Below are 26,123 nucleotides of genomic sequence, written 5' to 3' on the forward strand. Positions count from 1 at the left end.
CAGAAACTTCGGCTGGCAGCGCAGAGATGCGGGGTGGCTGACCGAGGATGCTTTCCCGTCTAGTCGAACAGGAGGCCGGAGCAAAGTCGAAATCGGATGATCATGGCCATGTCGCGCTGCTGAAGGACAGAGCGGTGCTGGAGAGTTCAAATGCGCTCAGCAGATCATGAGCCTGTCCGAAGGAGCATCCCGAGCAGGACCACGAGCAGGTTTCCCCTGAAATGCGCGGGCGGCTTGGGCTGGTTCTCGACAGCGGAGGACCGCGGCACAGATCGGTCGCAGACCGCAGAAGCGGGCCGGGCGGATCAGGTTCGGGAAAACGCCGTGCGAGGCGCTTTCCCGACCGCATCAGGCATATCGCCTCAGAAGCCGACCCTGTCGGCGCCCTTGAGGCCGAGGATCTCGCGCGCCTGGCCGGGGGTCGCGACCTCGCTGCCCAGGTCTTCGATGATGCGGCGGATCTTGGCGACCTGCTGGGCGTTCGATTCCGCCAGCTTGCCACGCGCGATCAGCAGCGAATCCTCCAGCCCCACCCGGACGTTGCCGCCCATCTGGCTGGCGGTGGTGGCCAGGGGCATCTGCGCGCCCCCCGCGCCCAGCACCGACCAGCGATAGTCGTCGCCGAACAGCCGGTCGGCGGTGCGCTTCATGAAGACCAGGTTGTCCACCTCGGGACCGATGCCGCCCAGGATGCCGAAGATGAACTGGATGAAGACCGGCGCCTTGAAGAGCCCGATATCCATGCAGAAGCGCAGGTTGTAGAGATGGCCGACATCGTAGCATTCATGCTCGAACTTGATGGCGTGGGGGGCGAGCTGGTTCGCCGCGTTCTCGATATCCGCGAAGGTGTTGCGGAAGATGTTGCCGTCGGACCTGGCGACGTAGTCGCGCTCCCAGTCGAATTTCCAGGTGTCGTAGCGCCGGGCCAGCGGGTGGAAGCTGAAGTTCATGCTGCCCATGTTCAGCGAGCACATCTCGGGCGAGAAGCGCAGCGCCGGGGCGATGCGCTCGTCGATGCTGTTGGTCAGGCTGCCGCCGGTCGAGATGTTGACCACCGCATCGGTCGATTGCCTGATGCGCGGCAGGAAGGCGGCGAATGCCTCGGGGTCGATGGTCACGCCGCCGTCATGGGGGCGGCGCGCGTGCAGGTGCAGGATCGCGGCGCCCGCCTCGGAGGCCGCGATGGCCTGCGCCGCGATGTCCTCGGGCGTATAGGGCAACGCATCCGACATGGTCGGCGTGTGGATCGCACCGGTGATGGCGCAGGTGATGACGACGGGGGGTTTAGCCATGGTTTCCTCGCGAGATTGAATCGAGCAACGCCCTGTGAGGGCGCAGCAGATCGTCGAAGCGGTCGATGTTCGAGAAGCCGGGGACGCTGCGGGCGGCCTGCGCGCCGCTGACCAGCTCGACCACGCGGTCGTTGAAGGGCGTCGCCAGGCCATGCTCGCGCCCGGTCCGGCAGACGATGCCGTTGATGAAATCGATCTCGGTATCGCGGCCCTTCTCCAGATCCTGCAGCATCGAGGCGCGCAACTGGCGATGCTGGCTCCATATCTTGCGGATCAGCGGCAGCACCTCGGGGACCGAGGCGGGCGAGGCGAGTGCGAAACGCTCGAAATCCTCGCCCTGCATGGGGGCCATGCGATGGCCCGCCGCATGGGCGGCGCGCACCGTCTCATCGGCGATGAAGGCCACGCAAAGCAGCGCGCGCGGGTCGTCCATGACCTCGCCGAAGGTGCAGCCGAGCGCTGCGGACATGCCGCTGAAGGTCGCGTTCATCAGCACCTTGGACCAGCGGATGCCCATCAGGTCGTCCAGCAGTTCGGTCCGCCCGACGCAGGACAGGTAATCCTGCACCCCGGTCAGGCGCGGCCTGATCACCCCGTCCATCTCGCCGATCTCAAAGGCGAACTTGCGCACGGCCTCGGCGGTCGTGGTCAGGCTGGACACTCCGGGCCCCAGCCAGGTCGCGCCAAAGCCCACCGCGCCGCCGATGGTGCGCCCCTGCCCGACGACCGCGGCCACGAAGGGCTCGGGGATGCCGTTCTGCAAGGTGCAGACGACGCTTTCGCCATGCAGGAACGGCAGCAGATGCGACAGCACGGCCTTGTTGGCGGTCTGCTTGCTGAGCAGGAACACCAGATCGTATTGCCCGCTCATCGCGTCCGGGGTCAGGGCGTGGACCGGCACCAGCAGGTCCATCTCGCCCGTGACGCGGGCGCCATCGCGATTGAGCGCATCGACATGCTCGCGGTTGGTGTCGACCAGATCGACCGGCCGCCCCCCTTTCGCCATCAATGCGCCGATGATGGTGCCAAGCGATCCGGCACCGATGATTCCGGCTCTCATGCCTTGGCCTCTCCCGCAAGCGGTGCAGCGCCGTGGGTTTCATGCGCATGGTCGCTTTCGCGGCGGATGCGCAGCGCGACGGCGCGGGTCGAGGGGCTGACCTCGGCGTCGAAATAGGCCTCGTAGGCTTCCCTCGGCGGCGCCGGGCTGAGAAAGACACCGGCCAGCGTGGCAAGCAGCGACAGGCCGGCACCGACCACGAAAGGATTGTCCGCACCCATCGCCTTGGCGGCGATGAAGGCCGCCACACCCACGATGATGCCCGCATAGGCGCCCGCACGGTTCATCCGCTTCCAGAACAGCCCGAACCAGACCGGCCACATGAAGGCCGCGCCAAACGCGCCATAGACATAGGTGAACCCCATCGCCAGCAGCACCGGCGGCTTGATCGCGCTGATCACCGAGAGCAGGCCGAGAACCAGAACGGAGTAGCGCAGGTGGCGCGTGGCACGCTCGTCGTCGAACTGGCGGTCGGGATAGAGCGAGCGGTAGAGGTCGTAGTATAGCGACGTGCCGCAGTTCAGCAGCATCGAGTTCGCCGTCGAGACCGCCGCCGCCAGCAACGCGATCAGCGTCAGGGCGCCGACGAAGGGCGGAGCGTAGTTCTGCACGATCAGCGGCATGATGTAATCGGTGGTCTTGTCGGCGGGCAGGCTGGGCAAAAGCGCCTTGGCGCCAAGGCCGATCACGATCAGGCACAGGAAGATCGGGATCAGGGCGATCACGGTCCACATCATCTGCAGCACGGCGGCCTTGCTGTTCCGGGGTGCCATGAAGCGGTTGATCCAGTGCGGTGCGACCGAGGCGCCCAGGGCGTTCGACATGAAGATCCCCATCAGCACCGACCAGCCGAATGTGCCCGCGGGCGACAGCAAGATGCCCGGCTCCAGCGGCTCGCCGCCGACATTGGTCGGCGCGGTGGTCGTCGCCACGGCATCGAGGATCGGGCCAAGCCCGCCGGAGGCGTAAAGGATCGCGCCCGTCCCGAAGGCAAGGCCGATCAGGATCAGCACCGCGTTCAGCGTATCCGTGGCCGCCACCGACCAGAAACCGCCAAGCGAGGTCAATGCCAGCAGGACCAGGAAGGCGAAGATGGCATATTCGTACTGGATGCCAGTGATCGTGTTGAAGACGATGCCGAAACCGACGACCTGCAGATGGCAGAAGATGAAATAGCCCACCAGCATCAGCGCCGCGACGATCAGCTGCAACCCGCTGATGCGCTCGAACGGCTCGAAGCGCATGCGGATGAATTCGGGAAAGGTCCGGGCCGGCAATTCGGGCCGGCGCACCTTGTAGGCCAGGATCGGCATGACCGCCGTGGCCAGGAACCAGCCCGCGACCCAACCGATGATCGCGGCGACGCCGGTGCGATAAAGCTGGCCCGGCACGCCCATCACCGAGGCCACGCTGACCCAGGTCGCGACCGAGGTGCCGATGCCCAGCAGCAGCCCCATGCGGTGGCCGCCGGTGGTGAAGTCGGACAGGGACTCGACCTCTTTCATGCTCTTGAGGCAGGTCCAGGTCAGAAAGGCCAGATAGCCGCCGAAGACGACGAAATAAGAGATGCTCATGGCGCCCTCTTATTCGTAACGGAACAGTTTGCCGGTGGCGCCCCAGCGGCGAACGCCGGAGACCTCGATCCTGCTGCACAGGTATAAGGAAACCACTATGCAGACAGCGATGCTCGCCCCCCAGAAACTCAATGCGATCAACATTCGATGCGTCCTCCAATCGAAACGGCGCCATGGCCCGCCGGCCCGGAACCAATGCTTTTGGGACGCTGGGGCGGTGCCCCACGGCAAACCGGACCCCGGCGCATTTCTGCGCCATAGCCTCCCTCATCCTCCTGCGATCTCCGCCGGGAACCCCGCCCGGCAGGTGCGATTGCAGTCGGTAGGTTAACGGGTTAGGGTCAACCGCATAAGTTCATGTTCGGACACGAACGTGTCTCAAGAGGACATTATGAGGATTTCCGCGCAATCCATGCTGCCCTCGCCCGATGAACGCATGTATGCCCCCTACAAGATCGCCGCGCTGGTCGAGGTGTTGGCGGAACAGGGCATCCCAGCCGAGGACAGCCTGAAAGGCAGCGGCATCGGCGCCGACGAACTCGACGACCCTTATGCCCTGACATCGGTGCGGCAATATATGATCGTCTGCATGAACGCGGTCTCGCTGGGTTGCAACGCCGCCACGCCCTTCGAGGTCGGGACCCGATTGCATGTGTCGGCTTACGGCATGTATGGCTACGCCCTTCTTTCCTGCCTGACGCTGCGCGATTATTTCAGGCTCGCCGTGCAATACCGTCGATTGGCGACCCCGCCTCTTTCGATCGAGTGGACCGAAAATCCCGATACGGTCGTCTGGACCTTTCCCAACATATTCGTCGGAAATCCGTCGGAAAGCGTACGGCAATTCCTGATCGAACAGCAGTTCAGCCTGCACGTCACGCATCTTGAGGACGTGGCAGGGCGCAGTTGCCCGCCGTTGAAGGCATGCTTCACCTATCCGGCACCGAAACATGCCGAGATCTATTCCAGATACCTCAAGTGCCCCTGTTTTTTCGATCAGCCAGAATTCGAGCTCGCCTACGACTCGGCCCTGCTCGACCAGAAGCCCCAGATGGCGCATCGCCTGACCGCCGCGCTGGTGCAGGAAACATGCGACCGGCTGATCGGAAGCGCCAAGACCTCTGCCGGAACCTCCGGCTATGTCTATCGAACCCTGATGGATCATCCGGGTGAATTCCTGACCATGGAAGCCGTCGCGGACAGGTTGAACATGACCACCCGAACATTGCGGCGGCATCTGGAAGCAGAGGGAACGACGTATCGGCTTATCATGGATGACGTTCGATGCTCGCTGGCCATCGAATATCTGAAAACCACCAGGATGAGCACCATCGACATCGCCATACTCCTGGGGTTCAGCGATGCCGCCAGCTTTCGGAAAGCCCTGAAGCGCTGGACCGGCAAGGGACCGGGACAGCTTCGGCGGTGATCTGCGCAATCCGGCGGCACTTTCGCGGGCCGTGAGCGGGATCGATGGCGTGAACCTCTTGCCTGACTGCATCGCTGGGGCCGATCAGGCTTTGCATGGCTTTTCGGGTTGCAGTTACATTAGCACTAATGTAACTGGATAACCATGGATACAAAACCCACTCCCGGTCTTGGCGAACTGCTGCGATATGTCGGCGAACTGGTCGATGCCGGGGCGTCGCGGCGCTATCGCGACCTCGGCCTTTCCTACCGGCCCCGCTACACCCCGATCCTGCGGGCAATCCTGGCGGGGAAAACCACCGTTACCGAGATCGTCGGCCATAGCCGCCTGACCCAGGGGGCGGTCAGCCAGACCGTCGCGCTGATGGTCGCGGACGGCATTCTCGCCCGCGAAGGGACAGGGGACGGGCGCAAGAGCAGCCTGCGCCTGACCGAAAGGGGCCAGGCCCTGCTTGCCGCGCTGCGCCCGCATTGGCAGGCGACATTCGCGGCGATCGAGGCGCTTGAGACCGAGATCGGCCACCCGCTGCGGCAGATCCTCGCGAAAGCCGCCGACGCGCTTGAGCGCAAGGGATTTGCGGCCCGGCTGGAGCGTGCCGCCATTGAACAGGAAAGCCCAGCAGATCATGCCGATTGACGCGACAGCCCGGACCAACTGGTTCGATCGGGACGGGCGCAACTACGCCCTGTTCCGCCCCGAATATCCACTGGCGCTCGCGGCGCATCTTGCGGCCATCGCGCCCGGGACCGGGCGGGCGCTGGACGTGGGTTGCGGCACCGGCCAGCTGACCGTGCAACTGGCCGGTCATTTCGGCGAGGTGATCGGCCTGGACCCCAGCCGCGAGCAGGTCGAGAATGCCGCGGCGCATGAGCGCGTGACCTATCTTTGCGCCCCGGCCGAGGATATCCCGCTGAACGACGGCTGCGCCGATCTCATCGCAGCCGCCCAGGCCGCCCATTGGTTCGACCGCCCGGCATTCTATGCCGAGGCCCGCCGCCTCGCGGCCCCGGATGCGGTGATCGCGCTGGTCAGCTATGGCGTCCTGCGCCTTGACGACCAGCCGCTGAACGAGCGCTTCGCCCGCTTCTATCACGACGAGATCGACCCGTTCTGGCCGCCGGAGCGCAAGCTGGTGGATCGCGGCTATGCCGATATGGACTTTCCCTTCGACGAACTGCCGGCGCCGGCGCTGTCCATCGAGCGGGACTGGAGCTTGGGCGAGTTTCTCGGCTATGTCTCGACCTGGTCGGCGGTCCGCCGGGTTTGCGAGGCCGGGAGGACAGAGATCCTGGATGCCTTCGTGCGGGATTTTTCGCGGATTTGGGCGGACCCGGACCAGGCACGCCGGGTGAGCTGGCCCATCAACATGAGGATCGGACGCCTGTGAACGCCCTTGCCGCCGGCCTGCGCCACAGTAATGAAAGCGGCGGTATAGGCCATCGCCTTGCGCTTCATCCAAGGGGTGCATCGGCTTCGCCACGCAAGCGCTTCAGCCGGCCGGCCTCTCGCGCCGTCCGGCGAGAGCCATCGCACGCTTCACAACACGCGCGCCCAGACCTGGCCGACAAGATCCTTGCCGAAGCTGCGATGCCTTTCCTCCTCGATCAACTCGAACCCTGCCGCCTGATAGATCCGGCGGGCCGAGACCAGGACGTCGTTGGTCCACAGGATCATGCGCCGATAGCCCCGCGCACGGGCGAAACGCAGGCATTCCTCGACCAGCCGCCGGCCAAGCCCGAGGCCGCGCGCCGCCTCGTCCACCCAGAGTAGCCGCAGTTTCGCGGTCTCCTCGTCCTCGCGCACCACCATGACCGAACCGACCACCTGCCCCTCCAGTTCGGCCACCCAGCATTTCTCGCCTTGGGGATCGAACTCCTTGGCGAACCTGCCGACGATCTCGGCGACCAGCGCCTCGAAGGTCCAGTCCCAGCCATATTCCTCGGCATAGATGCGGCCGTTCATATGGGTGATCCAGCCCAGATCGCCGGGCTCGGGGTCGCGCAGGATGAAGGTCCGGTTCTGCGGGCCGTCGCCCAGAAGCCGGCGGATGCGCGCCATCGCGCCCACCAACTGCCGGCGCCCGGTCGCCGACAAGGGCTCCAGCAGCGTCCTGACCTCCTCGGCCGAGGCGGCGTTCAGCTTGGCGAATTCCGCCATGCCGTGATCGGTCAGTCGCAGTTCCAGCCGCTTGGCATTGGTCGGGCTGGACCGGCGCTCCAGCAGGCCCTCGCTTTCCAGCCCGGCGATGATCCTGCTGAGATAGCCGGTATCGACCCGCAGAACATCGCCCAGCTCACGCGCCGATGGCGCGGCATCCGGGGCGGCGGTGGCGATCTCGTAAAGGACGCGCATCTGCGGCAGCGAATAGGAGGAGGCCAGAAGGTGCTCGTTCAGCGCCCCGACAAGCCGCGTGTGGAAACGGTTGAAGCGCCGGACCTCGGCGATGTCGCCGGGTTCGACCGCCAGGGTTGAAGATGTGCCCATGTTGCAAGAGGATCCAATGTGTTGCTATTGGCAACATAAAGATGCCTGACGCATCGAGCAAGATATTTCAGGGTCCTGCCGGCTGATCGGAGATCGGATCGGCCGCACCTCTGTCGGATCGTGCTTCAAGGCCAGCAAGCTGCGGCGCGAAGTGATCGAACAGAAAGCCGGCGGCCTCGCGCGCGGCTTCCGGGGCGGTGATCAGCAGGCGCACCTCGTCTTCGTCCTCTGCAAGCTCGAATCTTAGAAAGGCGCAGCATTCCCGCTCTCTGCGCACCATTTCGCGCAGATCGGCCGCAGCCGCCTTGCCATAGACCAGCAAGAGGGTCAGCGGCGAGCGCAGCGAGCGCTTCAGATGACGCTCGGCGATACCGCGAATCCATGCGGCGCGGTTCTTGAAATCATCGCCGCCCAGCGTGCAGGCGATTGCCTTGTCATCAGGCGCATCGGGACTGACGGAACAGCCGCAGGCAGGGGCGGCGCAACCGTTCCCTCTCGACAAGGTCCGGCGCTTCATCACATGCCAGACCAGAGCACCAGCGGCGGCCAAGGCGATGCCCGCTGCGCCGCCAAGATAGGCCACGCCTCCAGCGGCCGCAAAAAGTCCTGCCCCGGCAAGCAGCGACACAGCGCAACAGGCTGCGCAGGCACCTCCGATAGCCAGTGCGGTCGTCATGGGTTTCATCTGCGGACCTTCCGGTCTTGATCGGTGGATATCCGAAGGCTACCTCCTCAAGTAACTTGAGGAGCAAGCGGATCATGGAACACGAAGCGGTGAAGATTCATGACCTGGCGATCGGCGAACTGGCCGAAAGGTCCGGGTGCACCGTGCCGACGATCAGGTTCTATGAGCAGGTCGGCCTTATCCCAAGGCCGCGCGCAGCGCGGGCGGCCGACGGGTCTATTCCCGGCAGGATGTCGGGCTGCTGAACTTTATCCGCCGCTGTCGCGACTTCGGCTTTTCGGTCGGGCAGGTGCGCGATCTGGTCGCCCTTTCGACCAGCCGCGACCGCGATTGCTTCGAGGCGCGAAACCTGGCGCAATTCCATCTTGGCAGCCTGCGCGACAAGATCGCCGAGATGCGCGAACTGGAAAGGAGCCTCCAGGCATTCGTCCGGCGCTGCGATGTCGAATGCGCCGGCGGACCTGCAGCCGAATGCGTGATCCTGGGCGATCTTGCGGCACAGCGACAGGACGGTGCGTGCTGACCCTCGGCCGGATTGCCTTACCTCGCCGCCCAAGCAGCGGCAGTTGGCGGATATGGACCAGCTCGGCCGGCAGCACCGCCAGCGCGAAGGGCAGGATGGCGAGGGGATTCCGCGTTCCCCAGGAAAAGGCGTGACAGAACCCTTTCCGGGGGTCATCCTGTCACGGTCTGAAACAGGTCAGGCTCGGGAAGGTTGGCCCGGCCCCCGCCATGCGGGTCCTTCCGCTGCAAGGGTAGCGGCCCAAGACTATCAAGGCGCGTGCGTGGTGCAGGCGCCGATAGCGGGGTGTCGACATGAAGCCACGAATTTCCGTCCTGACGCTGGGCGTCGCCGATCTTGAACGATCCTTTGCCTTTTATCGCGACGGCCTTGGGCTGCCGACCGAAGGCATCGTCGGTCGCGAGTTCGAGCATGGCGCGGTTGCGTTCTTCGACCTGTCGGGCGGGCTCAAGCTCGCGATCTGGGCGCAAGACGATATTGCCCACGACAGCGGCCTGCCGAAGCGTCCGGTCAGTCCGACCGCCTTTACCATCGGCCACAACGTCCTGCGCAGGGAAGAGGTCGACGAGATCATGCGGACGGCGCAGCGCGCCGGCGCCGATATCGTCAAGACCGCGCAAGAGACGTTCTATGGCGGCTATGCCGGGTATTTCAGCGACCCCGACGGGCATCTGTGGGAAATCGTCTGGAACCCGCAATTGCCCCCTGCGGATGCCTGACCATCGGCGGCGCAATGCTCCCGGACCCTTGCCCGGCATGTCGGGCAAGGGAAGGTCCGCCCCGTTTCTGCACGAGGTGGCGCAGCCCCGCCGCATCCGGCGGGGCCGCCTGGATCAGGGTTGCGAGGTGGCCGGACCCATGGGCTGGCCGTTGACGGTGAAGGGGCCGCCGCCCTCGGGCATCTGGATGTCCCAGACATTCTCGCCGCTGGCGCCGGGCTTGGCCATGGCGCGGGCCATGCGCAGCATCATCAGCGGCTGGCCGGCCTGTTCGGGCGGGGCTGCGGCCAGCGCCTCCTCGACCTTGTCGAGCCCCGTCGCCGTGATCAGCGCCGAACCGGAGGGCGGCGCGGCCGGCCCCGCCGCGACATCGGCGCGATAGTCGATCTGATAGCCGTCACCCTTGATCTGCGACGGTGCAAGTTTCAGATCGAACGAGCCTCGGGGCAGCAAGGCCGCCTGCAACTGCTCGGGGACCAGCTTGGCAAAGGGCTCCTCGGCGGTCAGGTCGAAGCCCTCGATCAGCATCCTAGCCGGCGCAGCAAGATCGAAGTCCGAGGCGGTGAAATCCAGCGTCACCTCTTGCGGCAGGATCAGCGCCACCCACGACGGCAGCACGCCTTCCGGCACGGTCACGCCCGACAGCGCGACCTGCTCTTGCAGGCGGCCGTCGGGGGTGGCCCCGGACATGCCGATCGTCACCTTGGTCGAGGCAAGGCCGAACTCGCCCAGCGGAGAGCCGATCTTCAGGTCGCGCACCGTCGCATCCATCGACAGATCGTCCCACAGCGGCATGGCGGCGCTGAGCTTGTCGCGCAGCGCGTCCTGCGAGCCCTTGATCAACTCGCCGGAGGGATGGGCGACGAACCAGGCCAGCAGCGAGAGCATGCCTTCGGTGCGCGCGCCGGTGATCTGGCCGCTGCCGTCATAGCCGGGCGCGGTTATCTGGATCTGCATCGGCTGGCCGCCCGGACCCATCAGGATTTCCTGCGACTGCTCCAGCCCCTCGGCCGTGAAGCTCATGGCCTGGTCGACCCCGCCGGCCTTGCCGGGCGCGCCGGTCAGGGACATCTCCATCCGTGCGGTGCGCTGGTGATCGCGCGATATGACCTGCGGTTCGGCCGGCGGTTCCTGCGCCTCCGCCTCGGGATCGGGTGCCAGCGGCGGCGCATATTGCACCGAGTCGATGACGTAATCCGTCATCACCGATGTCTGCTCGCGAAAGCTCATCAGCGCCTCGTCCCAGATGCCGGTGGATTCGACCTTGGTCGAACCCTTCTGCTCGAACATCTTGGGCACCACCACCGACCAGCTGAACGTCTGATCCTCGCTGACGCCCCAGCTGCCGTCGCCATTGTCGGTCAGTTGATAGGTCAGGGCCGAAACGCTGACCTGGGCCTGCTCGGCAGGAACCTGCGCCAGCAGCGGCGCCGGGTCGATCCTCAGCTCATAGCTTTCGCCCTGGGGGGTGACGCTGACCACGCCCTCGGTGCCGCCGAAATAGGTCTGAAAAACGCCTCTCAGCCGCAGGGCGCCTTCCTCGGTGGCGGGCACCGCCCAGGCAGCCGAGACCGGGCAGATCGCCAGAAATGCAACAAGGCCTTGTCTCAAAAACATGTTCTAATATTCCTTCGTAATCGTTCATCGTCTTTTCGCAGAACTTCCAGGACAGGAAGATGACAGAAGGACGTCTTGAAGGGCAACCGCGTTCTTGACCCCATCCGCGCGGCTGAATACCCGGCTCCTCGTCGCCTCTCAGCCCTTGTCGTCCACCTTCGGCCACCAGGTGCCAAAGCACCACAGATTGCCCTCGGGGTCGCGGCAGATGAATTCGCGGCTGCCATAATCGCGGTCGGTCAGCCCCTCCTCGATCACCGCGCCGACCGCCTTGGCGCGGGCGAACATCGCGTCAACGTCGTCCACGGCGATATAAAGCGACCTGCCGCCCTGCCCCGACGGCCGGCCCACCATCTCGCCATAGGCGTCGTCCCTGTCGTCGCCGCACATGATCATGGACGAGCCGAAGGCCAGCTCGGCATGGGCGACCTTGTCGCCCTCCATGTATTTCGCATGGGTGGTGAAGCCGAAGGCCCGTTCCAGCCATTCGATCATCATGGCCGCATTGCGAAAGCGGAAGGTCGGATAGATGCGCGGAGCCTCAGGCATCATGCGTTCCTCCTTTGATGGATGATCCAGAATGACATGCTGCCACCGTCGCCGTCTTGAAGAAAATGTCGCCGGGCAAGCGGGTCCGGCGCCGGACCGCCCAGGAGCCGACGACGGAACAGGGCAGGCACCTGCAGGCAGCGGCTATTTATAGAAACCCTCGCGCAGGTTGATGCCGTGTTCAAGCCAAGCCTTCATGGCGCAGATCATCCCGGTCCAGCCCTCGCAATTGCCCAGGCAGCTCTTGAGCCCAGCCTCGCTGTCCGGCCAGCCGTATTCGCTGATCCGCACCAGTGTGCGCCCGTCCTCCAGCGGCTGGAAGGTCATGGTCACGGTGGTCCAGATCCGCGGCTCGCCCTCGGCCTCCCATTGCAGGACGATCCGCTCGTTCGGCACGACCTCCTGCACCAGCACCGGGAAGGCGCCGGGGAAATCGTGGAAATCCCAGGTCACCTCGGCGCCGGCGACCAGGCGCCCCTTCGCCCCGCCCGTGGTAAAGAACTTCGACAGCCTGTCAGGGTTCACGACGGCCTCGAACACTTCCGCGACCGGCTTCGCGATCCGGCCGCCGACGGTGAATTTCAGTTCCATGCGACATTCCTCCTTGTCCTCTGCTCAATTATGTTATAAATTTATAACATGTCAACCGAAGATCAGGACGATGCGCTGTTCAAGGCGCTGGGGCACCGGGCGCGCCGGCAATTGCTGGACCTGCTGAAGAACGGGCCGAAAACCACCGGCGGGCTGTGCGAGGCACTGCCGCAACTGGATCGCTGCACGGTCATGCAGCATCTGCGGGTGCTGGAGACGGCCGGGCTGGTCGTGGTCGAGCGGCGGGGGCGCGAAAGGTGGAATCACCTCGACGCGCTGCCCATCCATGCCCTGCACGAACGTTGGATCGGCCCCTATGCCGCATATGCAGCCCAGATGCTCAACGGCTTGAGGCAAGAGGTCGAAGGCAGGCAACCGCAGAATCGCGACGAATCCCTGCCGGGCTAGCCCATGCCGCCCGCGGAGGCATCAGCCAGCCAACCCGTCCTGACGACCGAACCCCGAAAGCCGGTTCAGATCAGCGCGCAACTGGTCCGGGTCCGACAGCGCCGCCTCGATCTCGGCATGGAGTTGCCGCCAGATCGGCACCGCCCCGCCCAGGACCGCCCGGCCGGCCGGCGTCAGCCGCAGCCGGCGCGCGCGCCTGTCCGCCGGATCGGGCGCCGTCTCGACAAGACCACGACGTTCCAACGGCTTGAGATTGGCCGTCAGGGTGGTCCTGTCCATCGCCAGCAGCGCCGCCACGCTGCCAAGGGTCGGCGGCTCCGGCCGGTTCAGCGACATCAGCAAAGAGAACTGCCCGCTGGAAATGCCCGCCGGTTTCAGCGCGATATCGAAGCGTCGCGCCAGCGCACGCGCCGCCCGCTGCGCATGCAGGCACAGGCAGGTGTCGCGCACCATGAGCGTGGTCTCGAAGGCAAGGTCGACAGCAGCGGGCATCTGAAAGGTTGACAGCGGCGGGTTCCATACGTTGATATCAACCTGCATGAGGCCGCGTCAATCGGCGCCGCCAGGGGACCCGATGCGAAAGGAGCCAGGTCGCCATGACCGCGATGCAGCCATTCCTGATGTTCCAGGGCGGCCATGCCGAACAGGCGATGGCGCTTTATGTCTCGCTCTTCGACGATGGCGAGGTGCTGGATGTCACGCGCTGGCAAAAGGACGAGCCGGGGGCAGAGGGCAGCATCAAGCTGGCCCGCTTCACCGCCGCCGGGCAGAGCGTGCTGGCCAGCGACAGCCCGGTCAAGCACGCCTTCGATTTCACGCCCTCCTGGTCCTTCTTCGTCGATTGCGCGTCCGGCGAGGAACAGGAACGGCTCTTCGCCGCGCTTTCGGAGGGCGGCGAGGTGTTGATGCCGCCCGGCGACTACGGCTTCAGCAAGCGTTTCGCCTGGGTCGCCGACCGTTTCGGCGTGTCCTGGCAACTCAATCTCGCATGACGCGGCGAAACCCGACCGGAAAGGAGACGACGATGAAGATCGTGACCAGCCTGAGCTTCCAGGGCCAGTGCCGCGAGGCGTTCGAGTTCTACGCCGAGGTGCTGGGCGGCAAGATCACCGCAGCCATGCCCTATGGCGACGGCCCGCCCGGCATGCCGATCACCGACGAGAAATACAAGACCTGGCTGATGCATTGCTGGCTTGAGGTCGGCGACCAGGCGCTGATGGGCGCCGATATGGACGCGGCCTGGGCTCCCAATATCGACAAGCCCAAGAACGGCTTCGACGTCACCCTGCACACCGAGGACGGGGACGAGGGCCGGCGCTGGTTCGACCGCCTGTCCGAAGGCGGCAAGGCGGTGATGCCCTTCGGCGAGACCTTCTGGTCGCCCGGCTTCGGCTCGCTGATCGACCGTTTCGGCGTCCCGTGGATGATCAACACCATACCCTCGGCCGGCTGGCAGCCTTCGCAGGGCTGATCCCGTGACCTGAAGCTCCGCCAGGGCCGAGCCCGGACGATCCCGCCGGCGATAGGATTGCCGGCGGGTCGCTCTCGACATCAGGCGGGGCTATTCTCCGCCCTCGCCCAACCGCTCCAGGTCAACCCGGATCACCGAATCCATCGCGCCCTCGCGATAATCGGGATGCTCCTTGTCATGCGGCGCCTTCACCGTCACGAACAGCGTCCGGCCGTCCTCGCCGACCTCAAGGCTGTTGGGATTCGTCGGCAGGGACAGGCGCTGCTTGACCGCATAGTCCTGCGCATCGATCACCGCCAACCCGCCGGTGCCGGCCTTTTCCCCGCGCCAGGTGGCATAGATCTCGGACCGCGCCGGGTTGTAGGCCACATCCAGCGTACCGGGGCCGACCGGAACCTGCGCGGCAACCTTGCCGCTGGCGATGTCGAAGACGTAGAGCGCGCCCTTGTCGGCATCGGCCGCGAACAGGCGCTGGCCCTCGGCATCGATGGCAAGATTGACGAAGAAATGTTGCGAGGCGTCCTCGCCCTCTTCGGTCGTGTCGCCGGTCGAGATCGCACCGACCCGCTCGCCACTGGCGTCGATCACCGCGATCTCCTCGATGCCGCCGCCGCCGGCATAGAAGCGCCCCGCCCCGGCATCATAGGCCGCGCCGGCGGTCCAGAGCCCGCCCTCGATCCGGTGCAGCAACTCGCCCGCCCTGGTGTCGACGATCCAGGTCACGCCCTTGCGGCCGGGGCTGGTCACGAAGGCGAGGCCCTTGTCCTCGTCCAGCACGATCATGCGGGTATGCTCGAAGCCCTCGCCCTCGGGCTGGCCGAGCTGGATGGTGTCGAGGATCTGCCCGCCCCGCGCATCGATCACGGTCAGCGAGCCGTCCAGCGTATTGCCGGCATAGAGCCGCCCCGCGCTGCGGTCCAGCGCCAGCGCGAAGGGCCGGCGCGGCAGCTGGATCCGGCGGATCGGGCGCAGGTCGTTCGCGTCCAGCACATGGATGAAGCCCGCCGAGCCCTTGTCGAAGGAGGGCACCGAGGCGACGAAGACCAGCCCCGCCTCGGCCCAATGCACCACCTCGTAGGCGCCGGCGATGCTGTCGGTGCGGATCACCGCGGGGGCGAACTGGGCCGCCGTCAGGGCCGCGGGTTCGGTCGGCGCATCCTGCGCGGCGGCGGGCATGGCCAGGGCCAGCGCCATCAAAGCGGGCAGCGCCATGCGCCATCTCGTCCGGGTCTTGGGGGTCATCGTCATTCTCCTGTTCGTGGGCCGCAGGCAGCGGCAGATCAACGGAAAGGTGGGCGGGAACATCAAGGGCTTGCCAGCGCCTCCACCGGGCTGAGCCTCGCGGCGCGGATCGCCGGCACCAGGCCGAATGCGGCGCCCATCGCCGTCGCGCCGGCAAGCGCACCCAGTGCGACGGTCACGGAAAACACCACCGGCATGCCAAGACCCAGGGCCGCGACGGCGCCGATGCCGGCCGCCAGCGCCAGCCCGGCAAGCCCGCCAAGGGCGGAAAGCACGGTGGCCTCGGTCAGGAACTGGACCAGGATGTCGCGCATCGCAGCGCCGGTGGCGGAACGGATGCCGATTTCGCGCGTGCGCTCGCGCACGGTGATGAACATGATGTTCATCACCCCGATCCCGCCCACGAAGATCGAGATTGTGGCAACGGCGCCCAGAAGAAGGTTCTGCGAGGCGCGGTCGGCTTCGGCGGCGGCAAAGGCGCCGGCCGCATCGGCCAGCCAGAAATCCTCGGTCCCGTGGCGCCGGATCATCGCCTCGCGCAAGAGCGCATTGCTTTCGTCCAGCCGCGCCATGTCCTGCAACGCGACGACGATCACCGACAGCTCGCCCGGGCCATAGACCCGGCTTTCCAGGCTGCGCAGCGGCATGGCCACCACCTTGTCGCGGTCGCTGCCGTTCTCGCTCAGCCCCTTGGATTCCAGCACGCCGCCGACCAGGAACGGCGACATGTTGACAAACACGAACTCGCCCGTCGGGTCGCGCCCATCGGGAAACAGCGTCCCGGCGACGGTCGAGCCCAGCAGCAGAACCGGACTGCCGCCGCGCTCGTCCGCTTCGGAAAAGAAGCTGCCTCGCACCACGTCCCAGCCATGCACGCCGCGGAAATCGCGGTCGGTGCCGATGATGTCGGTATCGATCGAAAAGGCGCCGGCGCGAACCGTCGCCTGTTCCCAGCGGCCCGGCATCACGCCCGCGACATTGGGCAGGCCCTTCAGCGCCATGGCATCGTCAAGGGTCAGCGGCCGGCGCGGCATCCGCGTATCCTGGTCCGAGCCGACCACCACCCAGTTCGTGCCGATGGCCGAGGCGCGCTTGACGAACTCTTCCTGCGCGCCGCGGCCGATGGCCAGCATGGCGACGACCGAGGCCACGCCGATGACGATGCCCGACAACGTCAACGCCGTGCGCACCGGGCTGGCGCCGATGGCCGCCAAGGCCGAGCGCGCGGCCTCGCGCAGGGCAGGCAGGAAGGCTGACCGGCTGCCGGTCGTTTCCGGCAGCACCGGGACCGCGGGCCCGGCCGCGCGGGTGCCGCTGTCGCCGGCGATGCGCCCCTCGCCGACCCGGATCACCCGTCCGGCACGGGCGGCGATGTCGGTGTCATGGGTGATCAGGATCACCGTATGGCCCCTGCCCGCCAGATCCGACAGCAGCCGCATCACCTGCCGCCCGCTCTCGGCATCCAGCGCGCCGGTCGGCTCATCCGCAAGGATCACCGCGCCGCCGTTCATCAGCGCCCGCGCGATGGAGACCCGCTGCTGCTGGCCGCCGGACATCTGCAAGGGACGCGCGGTCAGTCGGTGACCAAGGCCCAGGCTGCGCAGCAACGCCGCCGCCCGCGCCCGCCGGGCCTCGCGCGCGGCGCCGGCATGGCTGGCGGGCAGTTCCACGTTCTCCAGCGCCGTCAGCGTCGGGATCAGGTTGTATTGCTGGAAGACGAAGCCGAAGAGCCGATTGCGCAGCCCCGCCCGCGCATCGCGCGACAACCGCGCCACGTCCTTCCCGGCAAGGTGATAGCTGCCGGCCGAGGGACGGTCGAGCAGGCCGAGGATGTTCATCAGCGTCGACTTGCCCGAGCCCGAAGTGCCGACGATGGCCACGAACTCGCCGGCATGGATGTCAAGGTCGATGCCGCGCAGCACATGAGCGCGTGCCGCGCCCTCGCCAAAGACCCGGTGCAGGCCCCGGATGCGGATCAGCGGCATGTCAGCCGTCAGATCATCCGTCACGGCGCGATCCTCAGCAGCGGCTCGCCTTCGGCGGGGCGCTCGCCGGTGACGACATGTTCGCCCTCAGCCAATCCCGAAAGGATCGCGGCATGGGCTCGGGTGCGCATCCCGGTTGCGGGATGGCGGGTTTCCAGCGCGCCGCCGGGGGTCTGGACGCGCAGGCTGCCGTCGTCGTCCAGCGCGGAAACGGGAACGGCCAGCACGTCGGCCGCGCTTTCGGTGACGAAGAACACCTGCGCGGTCATGCCCGAAAGCAACTCGCCCCCCGCATTGGCAATGTCGAACAGCGCGACATAAGTGACGACCGAACTGGCGCCTTCCTCCTCCTTGACCGGCGGGGCGGGCAACACCTGCCGCAGCGTCGCGCGATGCCGGCGGTCGGGAAAGCCCAGCGTGGTGAACCAGACCGGCATTCCGGGCCGCAGATGGACCACGTCGGCCTCGGAGACGTCGCTGCGCACGGTCATGGTGGCGAGGTCGGCGATGCGCAGGATCACCGGGGTGTCGTAATTGGCATTCAGCGTCTGGCCCTCGCGGGCTTCTACGGCGACCACGGTGCCGGCCATGGGCGAGGTGATGCGCGAGCGCGCCAGCGTCGCTTCCTCGGCGCGCAGCGCGGCGCGGCTGCGGCGGATGGTGGCGTCCAGCGCCTCGATCCGCGCGCGCAGCACGTCACGGTCGCGCTCGGCCTCTTCCAGCGTGACGCGGCTGCTGGCGCGCCCGGCCAGCGAGGAATGCCGCCCCGCCTGCCGTTCGGCAAAGGCAAGCTGGGCCTGCAATTCGCTGCGCTCGGCGGCCAGCCGGGCCAGCTCGGCCTGCAATCCCTCGACCTGCGCCGCCTGCACCTCGGCGTCGATCTCGGCCAGCAATTCCCCGGCCTCGACCCGGTCTCCGGCGGCCACATGCAGCCGGCGCAACTGACCCGAAACCTGCGCACCGACATCGACATAGGCGCCCGGCTCGATCCGGCCGCTGGCAGTCACGGCGTTCTCCAGGTCGCGGCGGATCACCGGCGCGGTGTCGTAGTGAACGGCAGGCGGCGAGGACCAGAGCCACCAGCCCGCGCCCCCCGCCAGGGCAGCCAGCACCAGCCCTGCAAGCAGGGCACGGCGCCCCTGGCGGGCCGGCCCCTGCACGGGCATCGCCAGCGGCGGCGGCAGGTCAGTCTCGGACTGCAAGAGCGCGTTCATGCACGAGGTCCATTCGATGCCCGGATTTGAAGACAAAGAGATGCGATCCGGCGGAAGCGCGTCGACGGCAATGATGCAAGCCTGGGAACTCCCCGCAAAGAATACCGTGATCTGGCTTTGCAAGGGTCCGGGAGAGCGCCGCATTTCCCGAACGCAGGCGGCCGCCAACCGGGGTCGGGCGGCCTGTGCATGGCATCCCCGCTGTCTAGGACCGCGACGGCCAAAGCGCAACCGGCCCGACCGGGCGCTTCGGTCCCGGCGCGTTGGGCCGGGCCGCAACAGGCCCGGCCAACGGCTCGCGGCACGGTCAGAACCGCCCCCGCAGGGTCAGCGTGGCATTCCTCGGCTCGCCATACCAATTGCCGCCGCCCGGGGTGCCGATGGTGGCATAATAGGTCTTGTCGAAGACGTTGTTCACGTTCAGCGCCAGCGCCCATTGCTCGGCGATCTGGTATTGCACATGCGCATCCCAGACCGAGTATCCGCCCTGCCTGATCTCGAATTCCGGCTGGGTCCAGCCGTCCGGGGTCATGAACCAATAGGTGCCGCTGTTCGCGTGCCGGCTTTTCACCGTCACGCCGCCGCCGACGGTCCATTTGGAATAGTCACCCAGCAGGGTGTAGTCCGTCCACAGCTTGAACATGTGCTTGGGCGTCAACGCGTGATAGACGTCATTCTCACTTTTGTTCTCGTTATGGTTGTATGTATAGCCCGCAAAGACCTGCCAGCCGGGTGAGACCTCGCCCGAGACCTCAAGGTCAATGCCCTGGCTGACGATCTCGCCAAGCGGCAGGTAATAGTCGCGGGGCTCATCCTCATAGCGGGGGTCCACCACCTTCTCGCCCTTGCGCTCGATGCGATAGAGCGCCGCCGAGACGTTCAGCGCACCGCCCTTGATGGCCCCCTTGGCGCCCAGTTCGTAGTTGCGGCCGGTGATCGGGTCCAACTGGGTCGGGTTATCGGGCGGGCCGGCAAAGGTGTTGCCCTGCGGCTTATAGATCTCGGTCAGGCTGGCATAGGCGGTCCAGTCGGGCGTCAGATCATAGGTGACGGCGGCATAGGGCGTGAAGATGCCGTTTTCGCTCCAGCGCCAGCTGGTGTCGCGATAGGTGACGTTGCCCTCCTCGTCATACCTCTCCTCAATCTCGGAATGCCTGTAGTTGCCGTAACGGCCGCCGACGATAACATGCATCCTGTCGGTCGCCTGCATGTCCAGCCGGGCATAAATGCCCTGCTGCTTGCTGCCGAATGTCGGCCAACCGGATCCGGCCCTGCCCCGCACCGGCGCGGGCAGATCCAGGCCGGGGAAGTCGTCCACCCCGATTTCGCCATCGGGAAACGCCGTGCCAACGCGGTTGCGCATCTGCTTGCCGTAGCTGCGCCGCCAGTCGGCACCCATCGTGAGTTTGTATTCCCGGCCCCAGGCATCGAAGCGGCCCGAAAGGCTCAGGTCCACCCCGTCCGAGTGGTTACCGTCGTCTTCGGAAAATGCGTCCGGAGCGCCGAAGGAACCCGTCAACGGATCAATCGGACCGCCGAGGCTGAGGTTGAGGTAATCGAAATCAAAGCGTTGCCGCGCGGCGCTGAACTTGAGCGTCCAGTCCGAATCGAACCGATGCTCGACCGAGGCGAAAAGCTCGCGGATGGTCTGCTCGCGCTTGGCCCAGTCCACCGTCAGCGCCACGTCGCGCGGCAGGCCAAGCTGGCTGCCGTCGGCATAGGTCGGCAAGCCTCGCTGCCACATGGTGCCGTATTGGCGCTGGTAGCTCACGCCGGCGCTGAGCGTGGTCGAAGGCGTCAGATCGTATTCCAGGATGCCGTAGAGGACCCGCTTTTCCTCATCCGCGGGCTTGTAGAAATATTCGCGGTCCTGCCAGACGCCGACCAGGCGGCCGCGCAGCTTGCCGTCAAACCCCAGCGGGCCGCCGATATCGGCCTCGAGCCGGCGGTTGTTCCAGCTTCCATAGGCCAAGGACACAGCCGAGCGCAGCTCGTCCGTGGGGCGCTTGCGCGCCAGGTTGATGGTCCCGCCCGGCTCGCCCGCTGCCGAGAACAGCCCCTCGGCGCCGCGCAGGATCTCCAGCCGATCATAGATCGCCATGTCGAAATCCGGCTTGAAGGTCGAATCGTAGGACGTGCCCAGATTATCGATCTGGTAGTTGTCGATGACGAAGCCGCGCGAATAGAACACCGGCTGGCCCATGCCGTCCGTGGTCGCGACGATGCCGGGCGCCTTGGCCATCGCCTCGGACATGGTGGTCAGGTTCTGGTCGTCCAGCGCCTGCTTGGTCACCACGGTCACCGATTGCGGCACCTCTTTCAGCGAATCCGCCCCGCGCGCGATGCTGGCCGCGCCGCTGGCATAGGAACCGCTGCCCTCGGTCGTGGCGCCGCCGCCCCGCAGCGTGACCGTATCCAGCACCACCGCGCCCTCGCCGGCCGGCACCGCAGCACCCTGCACCGGCGGCCGCATCAGCACATAGCTTCCCGGTCCCGCCTGCTGCAGGCGATAGCCGCTGCCGGCCAGCAGCACCGAAAAGCCCTGCTCGACCGTATAGCTGCCCTGCAGCCCGGCGCTGCGTATTCCGGCCAGATCCGAGGGTTCATAGACCAGTTGCACGCCCGAGGCGGCGGCATAGCGCGCCAGCACGTCGCTGAGCCGGCCGGGGCCGATGGCATAGTCGCGCGCCTGGGCGAAGGCGGGCGCGGTGATCGCGGCGCCAAGGGTCGTGCCGATCAGCAGCGCGCGCAGGGCATTGCGCGGCACAGCCAGGCCGGTCGAGAACGCGAAGGCGCGGGCAGCCGCCACCGGCACGCAGGTAAGAGAGTTCATGCTGCTTCGTCCTGTCTGGAATGGAGGAAGGGCAGCGTGCTGAAATCACCTCTGGCTGGCACCCTTTCACCGTTCACCGGCCGAGATCGGAAAAGTGATCACCTCGGCGGCGAAAAAAAGCGCCGGGCCTTCAGCTGCGCGGCGCGACCACCACCCACCAGGGCGTTCGGCGCTGGATGCGCACCGGCAGGGTCCGCTCTAGCAGCGCCAGCCCGCCATCCGTGTCCGAAAGCGATATCGCCCCCGACACCAGAATCGCCGCCACGGCGGGATCGCAGCGCAGGACGCCACGGCGATGGCGCGCCATTTCGGCGATCACGTCGCCAAGGCGCATGTCCTGCGCCAGCAGCATGCCCTGTTCCCAGATGGCCGCGCTTTCATCGACCGTTGCCAGCGGCCTGACGCCGTTGCTGTCGAAATCCGCCTGTTCGCCCTGATGCAGGACATGGGGCGCGGCGTTCCGCGGCCTGATCTCGACCGCATGGCGAAAGACCGAGACACGCACCAGATCGCCGTCCAGTTGCCGGACGCTGAAGCGGGTTCCCAGCGCCCGGACCTCGCCGAAAGCCGTCTCGACCAGCAGCGGGCGCGGCACCGGAGCGGGATCGGGATGCGTGGTCAGAAGAATCTCGCCGGCGCGCAGGTGGATACGCCGTTCGGCGGTGGTAAAGGCGATATCCGCCGCGCTGTCGGTGTTCAGCACAAGCTGCGAGGCGTCCGGCAAGGCCAGCGCCCTGCGCTCGCCGACCGCGGTGGCCACGTCGGCGCCCCATTTCTGCCAGGGCTGCTGCCAGGCCATGACCCCGGCCGAAGGGACAAGCAGGGCCCCGCCCAGCACACCCAGCGCGCGGCGCCGGCCGGGTGACGGCTCCATGGCCCGCAACACGTCCTTGCCCAGCCCGCGCGGCACCCGCTCGAAGGTCTGGAACACCGCCTGCGCCCGCTGCCAAGCCGCGGCGTGCTGCGGGCTTTGGGCAAGCCAGCGCTCGAAGGCTGCACCGTCGACCTCGCCGGGGGCGCCGTATCGCATGGCCATCGCCCAGTCGGCGGCTTCCTCCAGCAATTCGGCCCTGGGCGGTCCCGACATGTCAGGCGGCCTCCATGCAGGCCAGCAGCGCCTTGCGGATATGCCGCCTGACCGTGATGACCGGAGCCTGCGTCCGTTCGGAAATCTGTTGCAGGGTCAGCCCGTCGAACTGGGCGAGCAGAAAGACCTCTCGGGTAAAGGCGGGCAACCGCCCGAGCATAGCGTCGATCCGCGTCAGCGCCTCGATGACCAGCAACCGCTCCTCGGCCGGCGGAACCTGGACGGCCGGCAGATGCGCGATGGTGTCCAGATAGGCCCGCTCGACCCTCTGGCGGCGCCAATGATCGGCCAGCAGGCCCTTGGCGATATGGGTCAGTAGCGCGCGGGGCCGTTCGCCCAGTCGCGAACGCCGCGATGCAAGCAGCCGCAGGAACGTGTCGTGGGCCAGGTCGGCCGCATCGCCGCTGTCGCCCAGCTTGCGGCGCAGCCAGCCATGCAGCCAACCGTGATGGTCGGCATAAAGCGCGTGAAGCTCGCATCTGGGATTCCCGCCGGCCGACACCCTGCCTCCGCACCTCGTCTCGCTGCCGGAACGGTTCCGGGTGAAAAATCCTTACTATATTGCAAAGGTATTTCCAGTCCGCGGCATCCGCAGCGACGGAGAATCTGCGAAATCCGCCGCATTTGTCGATTTCATGCCACAACCGAGCCGCAATCTGCGCCCGGATGGCCATTCCATGCCATCCGGGCGACAGCCGGGCGATCCACCATCGCGGCATCGCCGCATGACGAAGGCCCGGCGGTCAATGCAGGCCGAACTCCGCCATCAGGCGGCGGCGCATGGCTACGAAGCCCGGCTCGCTGCGGTCGCGCGGACGCGCCAGGTCGACATCGATCAGCCGGGCCGGATCAGTGCTGTCCTTCGACAGCACCAGAACCCGGTCGGCAAGGAAGATCGCCTCTTCGAGGTCGTGGGTGACAAGGATCATCGTCACCCGTTCCTCGCGCCAGATGCGGGCCAGTTCCTCCTGCATCGTCATCTTGGTCATGGCGTCCAGCGCACCGAAGGGCTCGTCCAGAAGCAGGATACCCGGTCGCACCGTCAGAGCGCGCGCAATGCCCACGCGCTGCGCCATGCCGCCGGAAAGCTGGCGCGGCCAGGCCGCCTCGAACCTGGCCAGACCGACGAGGCGAAGATAGTGCCGCGCCCTTTCGCGACCTTCGGCGGCCGGGATGCCGCGCACCTCCAGCCCGAAGGCGACGTTGTCCAGCACGGTCAGCCAGGGCAGCAGGCGCGGTTCCTGAAAGATCACCGCGCGCTCGCGCCCCACCCCGGCGACGGGACGGCCGTCGATCAGCACCTTGCCGCGATCGGGGGTTTCGAGCCCCGCCAGAATCCGCAGCAGCGTGGTCTTGCCGCAGCCCGAAGGGCCGACGATGGCCAGGATCTCGCCGCCGTTCACGTCCAGATCCAGATCGCGCAGGACCGAAAGCGCGTTGCGATTCAGCGAATAGGACTTGGAAAGGCCGCGCACCCTGACCTCTCCGCGCAGAAGGGACTGGTGGATACCCATCACTTCACCGCCACGGATTGGCTGCTGACCAGCAGGATGTCGGCGGCCTTGAGCCTGCCCTTCTCGACCTTGCCCTCGCGTTCCAGCACGTCGATCCAGAACTGGATGTCGCGCTCGACCGGCAGCCCGCCCTCGCGCACGCCGTAGCCGGCGAAATGCTGCGCCACCTCGGGGTTCTCGCCGCGTTCGGCCAGCGCCTTGGCAAGAACCTCCTTGGCTTCCTCGGGGTTTTCGCGCGCCCAGTCGAGCGCCCGTGCCGCGCCTTCGACAAAGGCCGCAGCCTCCTTGGGATGGGCCTCGGCCCAGTCCCGGCGCAGGACGGCAAAGCCGCCGGCGATCTCGCCCAGCACGTCGGTATCGTCGAAGACCGCGCGAAGGCCGCCGGTCTGGCGCGCCGCCCCCTCGAAGGTGGTCTGCCAGTAGCCGAAGGCCGAGACATCCACCTGCCCCGAGCGCAGCACCTGTTCCAGTTGCGGCCCGGGCACGACGATCAGGTTCGCGGCATTCTGCGGCAGATCCTTCTGATGCAGCGCCTCGCGGATGGTGTAGTCCAGATGGGCGCCAAGGGTGTTCACCGCGAGGGTCTTGCCGGCGATATCCTCGACCGAGCGGATCGGGCTGTCCTCCAGCACGTAGAAGATCGACTGCACGTCGTCGTTGATGCCCTGCGTCGGATAGGCAGCCACGAAATCGTTGCCGCCGATGATCGAGTTCAGCACGGCCGAGGTCGCGGCACTGCCAAGGTCGAGGCTGCCGCCGGCAAGGCCGATCAGCGTCTCGGGGCCGCCCGAGGCATAGCCGAGGTTCTCCAGCTTGATCCCCGCCTCGTCGTAATAGCCGAGTTCGTCGGCCAGTTCGTGCGGGGCAAGGCCACCATGGCTGGCAAGGTAGCGGATCGTCACCTCGGCCTGGGCGGCGGTGCCGAAGGAAAGGCCCAGGGCGGTGGTCAGCGCGAGGCTGCGAAGGGTAAGGGTCATGGCATCAACTTTCTGTTTCAAGGATCAGCGGGCCGGCGCGGCCCAGCGGCACAGACGGTTTTGCAGGGAGACGAGGACAAAGTTCGCGGCCAGGCCAAGCGCCGCCAACAGGAAGATGGCCGCGAACATCAGCGGAATCTGGAAGTTGTATTGGGCGTTCATCACCTGGAAGCCGAGCCCCTTGTTCGCGCCGATCATCTCGGCCGCGATCAGCAGCAGCAGCGCCGTCGTGGCCGAAAGCCGCAGTCCGACGAAGATGGATGGCACCGAGGCTGGCAGGATCACCCGGCGAAACACCGCCAACCGGGACACGCCATAGGTCCGGGCCATCTCGATCAGCTTGCCGTCCACCTCCTTCACGCCACCGATGGTTGCCAACAGGACGGGAAACAGCGTCGCCCAGAAGATGACGAAGACCTTCGATGTCTCGCCCAGGCCCAAAAGCAGGATGAACACCGGATAGAGCGCCAGCGCCGAGGTCTGGCGGAACAGTTGCAGGATCGGGTCCAGCGCCCGCTCCACCGCCGGGATCTGGCCCATCAGCAGGCCCAGCGGGATGCCCAGAACCACGGCACCGGCGAAGGCGATGCCCGAGCGTTGCAGGCTGATGGCGATGTCGTCCACCAGCGCGCCCGAAGCGATGCCGTTCCACAGCGCCGCGGCGATCTTGTCCAGCGGCGGCAGCACGGCAGGGCTGACCCAGCCCATGGTGCTGGCCACCTGCCACAGGACCAGGAAGCCGGCCAGCAGGCCATAGCGCGACAGGCCATGGCGGGCGACGGCGGCGCCCCGGCGCAGCAGCGACCCGCCCGGGGCGGAATCGCGCGAAAGCGGAATGGGCGGGGTATCCAGATGCTGCAAGGTCATGG

General features: G+C 66.6%; 27 protein-coding genes. 9 read left to right on the plus strand and 18 right to left on the minus strand.

The genetic code is table 11. From position 1 onward, the window contains the following. Positions 1-362: 362 nt before the first annotated feature. The 3 genes from kce to QPR87_RS01595 are packed head-to-tail and all read right to left on the minus strand — an operon-like array spanning position 363 to position 3,926. The gene (gene kce / locus QPR87_RS01585) at positions 363-1,292 is read right to left on the minus strand and encodes a 3,5-dioxohexanoate:acetyl-CoA acetone transferase (RefSeq protein WP_285047946.1); all 930 of its coding nucleotides are present in this window, start codon (positions 1,290-1,292) and stop codon (positions 363-365) included. Beyond that, positions 1,285-2,352, minus strand: coding sequence for a ketopantoate reductase family protein (locus tag QPR87_RS01590; RefSeq protein ID WP_285047947.1), 1,068 nt, complete (start codon positions 2,350-2,352; stop codon positions 1,285-1,287). The genes kce and QPR87_RS01590 overlap by 8 nt, the downstream gene beginning before the upstream one ends. Beyond that, positions 2,349-3,926, minus strand: coding sequence for a sodium:solute symporter family protein (locus QPR87_RS01595; protein WP_011750754.1), 1,578 nt, complete (start codon positions 3,924-3,926; stop codon positions 2,349-2,351). Before QPR87_RS01595 ends, QPR87_RS01590 begins: the two co-directional genes overlap by 4 nt. 391 nt (positions 3,927-4,317) lie before the next feature. Between QPR87_RS01595 and QPR87_RS01600 the strand changes: the two genes are divergently transcribed. From QPR87_RS01600 to QPR87_RS01610, 3 genes are all read left to right on the plus strand, one after another. Then, positions 4,318-5,355, plus strand: a complete 1,038-nt coding sequence (locus QPR87_RS01600; RefSeq protein WP_011750753.1) for an AraC family transcriptional regulator — start codon at positions 4,318-4,320, stop codon at positions 5,353-5,355. 144 nt (positions 5,356-5,499) lie between these two features. Then, complete coding sequence (locus QPR87_RS01605; RefSeq protein ID WP_285047950.1) at positions 5,500-5,991, plus strand: MarR family winged helix-turn-helix transcriptional regulator; 492 nt, start codon at positions 5,500-5,502, stop codon at positions 5,989-5,991. Then, positions 5,981-6,742 (plus strand): class I SAM-dependent methyltransferase, encoded by a 762-nt coding sequence (locus QPR87_RS01610; protein ID WP_285047952.1) that lies wholly within the window; start codon positions 5,981-5,983, stop codon positions 6,740-6,742. Before QPR87_RS01605 ends, QPR87_RS01610 begins: the two co-directional genes overlap by 11 nt. A 149-nt stretch (positions 6,743-6,891) precedes the next feature. Here QPR87_RS01610 and QPR87_RS01615 read toward each other — a convergent pair whose 3' ends face one another. Together QPR87_RS01615 and QPR87_RS01620 are read right to left on the minus strand one after the other, a co-directional pair. After that, positions 6,892-7,839 carry a bifunctional helix-turn-helix transcriptional regulator/GNAT family N-acetyltransferase gene (locus tag QPR87_RS01615; protein ID WP_285047953.1) on the minus strand — a complete coding sequence of 316 codons (948 nt, stop codon included), beginning with the start codon at positions 7,837-7,839 and terminating at the stop codon, positions 6,892-6,894. Between the two features lie 67 nt (positions 7,840-7,906). Beyond that, positions 7,907-8,524: a hypothetical protein gene (locus QPR87_RS01620; RefSeq protein ID WP_285047955.1), complete on the minus strand. Its 618-nt coding sequence runs from the start codon at positions 8,522-8,524 to the stop codon at positions 7,907-7,909. Between the two features lie 74 nt (positions 8,525-8,598). Here QPR87_RS01620 and QPR87_RS01625 point away from each other — a divergent pair, with 74 nt between their 5' ends. The 3 genes from QPR87_RS01625 (at position 8,599) to QPR87_RS01635 (ending at position 9,766) form a co-directional block, all read left to right on the plus strand. Continuing rightward, the gene (locus tag QPR87_RS01625; RefSeq protein WP_285047956.1) at positions 8,599-8,769 is read left to right on the plus strand and encodes a MerR family DNA-binding transcriptional regulator; all 171 of its coding nucleotides are present in this window, start codon (positions 8,599-8,601) and stop codon (positions 8,767-8,769) included. A 44-nt stretch (positions 8,770-8,813) separates the two neighbouring features. Next, a complete protein-coding gene (locus QPR87_RS01630; protein WP_285047957.1) occupies positions 8,814-9,047 on the plus strand; it encodes a MerR family DNA-binding protein in 234 nt (77 codons plus the stop codon). Between the two features lie 293 nt (positions 9,048-9,340). Beyond that, the gene (locus tag QPR87_RS01635; protein ID WP_285047958.1) at positions 9,341-9,766 is read left to right on the plus strand and encodes a VOC family protein; all 426 of its coding nucleotides are present in this window, start codon (positions 9,341-9,343) and stop codon (positions 9,764-9,766) included. A gap of 114 nt (positions 9,767-9,880) precedes the next feature. On the opposite strand, the gene QPR87_RS01640 is transcribed toward QPR87_RS01635, so the two are convergent. The 3 genes from QPR87_RS01640 to QPR87_RS01650 all read right to left on the minus strand — a co-directional run bounded on the left by QPR87_RS01640 (position 9,881) and on the right by QPR87_RS01650 (position 12,523). Beyond that, a complete protein-coding gene (locus tag QPR87_RS01640) occupies positions 9,881-11,383 on the minus strand; it encodes a hypothetical protein (protein WP_285047959.1) in 1,503 nt (500 codons plus the stop codon). Positions 11,384-11,521: 138 nt separating this feature from the next. Beyond that, positions 11,522-11,935, minus strand: coding sequence for a VOC family protein (locus tag QPR87_RS01645; protein WP_285047961.1), 414 nt, complete (start codon positions 11,933-11,935; stop codon positions 11,522-11,524). 141 nt (positions 11,936-12,076) lie between these two features. Beyond that, the gene (locus tag QPR87_RS01650; RefSeq protein ID WP_011750744.1) at positions 12,077-12,523 is read right to left on the minus strand and encodes an SRPBCC family protein; all 447 of its coding nucleotides are present in this window, start codon (positions 12,521-12,523) and stop codon (positions 12,077-12,079) included. A gap of 48 nt (positions 12,524-12,571) precedes the next feature. On the opposite strand from QPR87_RS01650, the gene QPR87_RS01655 reads away from it, so the two are divergent. Continuing rightward, positions 12,572-12,931 carry an ArsR/SmtB family transcription factor gene (locus QPR87_RS01655; protein WP_011750743.1) on the plus strand — a complete coding sequence of 120 codons (360 nt, stop codon included), beginning with the start codon at positions 12,572-12,574 and terminating at the stop codon, positions 12,929-12,931. A 21-nt stretch (positions 12,932-12,952) separates the two neighbouring features. On the opposite strand, the gene QPR87_RS01660 is transcribed toward QPR87_RS01655, so the two are convergent. After that, on the minus strand, positions 12,953-13,423 hold the full coding sequence (locus QPR87_RS01660) for a MarR family winged helix-turn-helix transcriptional regulator (RefSeq protein ID WP_104493479.1): 471 nt from the start codon (positions 13,421-13,423) through the stop codon (positions 12,953-12,955). A gap of 104 nt (positions 13,424-13,527) precedes the next feature. Between QPR87_RS01660 and QPR87_RS01665 the strand changes: the two genes are divergently transcribed. Both QPR87_RS01665 and QPR87_RS01670 read left to right on the plus strand, forming a co-directional pair. Beyond that, positions 13,528-13,923 carry a VOC family protein gene (locus QPR87_RS01665; protein WP_011750741.1) on the plus strand — a complete coding sequence of 132 codons (396 nt, stop codon included), beginning with the start codon at positions 13,528-13,530 and terminating at the stop codon, positions 13,921-13,923. 32 nt (positions 13,924-13,955) lie between these two features. Continuing rightward, positions 13,956-14,402, plus strand: a complete 447-nt coding sequence (locus QPR87_RS01670) for a VOC family protein (RefSeq protein ID WP_011750740.1) — start codon at positions 13,956-13,958, stop codon at positions 14,400-14,402. 90 nt (positions 14,403-14,492) lie between these two features. On the opposite strand, the gene QPR87_RS01675 is transcribed toward QPR87_RS01670, so the two are convergent. From QPR87_RS01675 to QPR87_RS01715, 9 genes are all read right to left on the minus strand, one after another. Further along, positions 14,493-15,644 (minus strand): YncE family protein, encoded by a 1,152-nt coding sequence (locus tag QPR87_RS01675; RefSeq protein ID WP_285047963.1) that lies wholly within the window; start codon positions 15,642-15,644, stop codon positions 14,493-14,495. A gap of 62 nt (positions 15,645-15,706) precedes the next feature. Continuing rightward, a complete protein-coding gene (locus QPR87_RS01680; RefSeq protein ID WP_285047965.1) occupies positions 15,707-17,653 on the minus strand; it encodes an ABC transporter permease in 1,947 nt (648 codons plus the stop codon). Next, complete coding sequence (locus tag QPR87_RS01685) at positions 17,650-18,843, minus strand: efflux RND transporter periplasmic adaptor subunit (protein ID WP_285047966.1); 1,194 nt, start codon at positions 18,841-18,843, stop codon at positions 17,650-17,652. Before QPR87_RS01685 ends, QPR87_RS01680 begins: the two co-directional genes overlap by 4 nt. 307 nt (positions 18,844-19,150) lie before the next feature. Further along, the gene (locus QPR87_RS01690) at positions 19,151-21,676 is read right to left on the minus strand and encodes a TonB-dependent siderophore receptor (RefSeq protein WP_285047968.1); all 2,526 of its coding nucleotides are present in this window, start codon (positions 21,674-21,676) and stop codon (positions 19,151-19,153) included. A gap of 130 nt (positions 21,677-21,806) precedes the next feature. Continuing rightward, positions 21,807-22,763 (minus strand): FecR domain-containing protein, encoded by a 957-nt coding sequence (locus QPR87_RS01695; protein WP_285047970.1) that lies wholly within the window; start codon positions 22,761-22,763, stop codon positions 21,807-21,809. 1 nt (position 22,764) lies between these two features. Beyond that, positions 22,765-23,265 carry a sigma-70 family RNA polymerase sigma factor gene (locus tag QPR87_RS01700; RefSeq protein ID WP_011751347.1) on the minus strand — a complete coding sequence of 167 codons (501 nt, stop codon included), beginning with the start codon at positions 23,263-23,265 and terminating at the stop codon, positions 22,765-22,767. Between the two features lie 241 nt (positions 23,266-23,506). Next, positions 23,507-24,277 carry an ABC transporter ATP-binding protein gene (locus tag QPR87_RS01705; protein ID WP_011751346.1) on the minus strand — a complete coding sequence of 257 codons (771 nt, stop codon included), beginning with the start codon at positions 24,275-24,277 and terminating at the stop codon, positions 23,507-23,509. Continuing rightward, positions 24,277-25,254: an ABC transporter substrate-binding protein gene (locus QPR87_RS01710; RefSeq protein ID WP_285047972.1), complete on the minus strand. Its 978-nt coding sequence runs from the start codon at positions 25,252-25,254 to the stop codon at positions 24,277-24,279. The genes QPR87_RS01705 and QPR87_RS01710 overlap by 1 nt, the downstream gene beginning before the upstream one ends. Positions 25,255-25,278: 24 nt before the next feature. After that, positions 25,279-26,121, minus strand: coding sequence for an ABC transporter permease (locus tag QPR87_RS01715; RefSeq protein ID WP_285047974.1), 843 nt, complete (start codon positions 26,119-26,121; stop codon positions 25,279-25,281). Positions 26,122-26,123: the final 2 nt, after the last annotated feature.

The sequence above is a fragment of the Paracoccus sp. SSJ genome, from assembly GCF_030234105.1.
Lineage (GTDB): Bacteria > Pseudomonadota > Alphaproteobacteria > Rhodobacterales > Rhodobacteraceae > Paracoccus > Paracoccus denitrificans.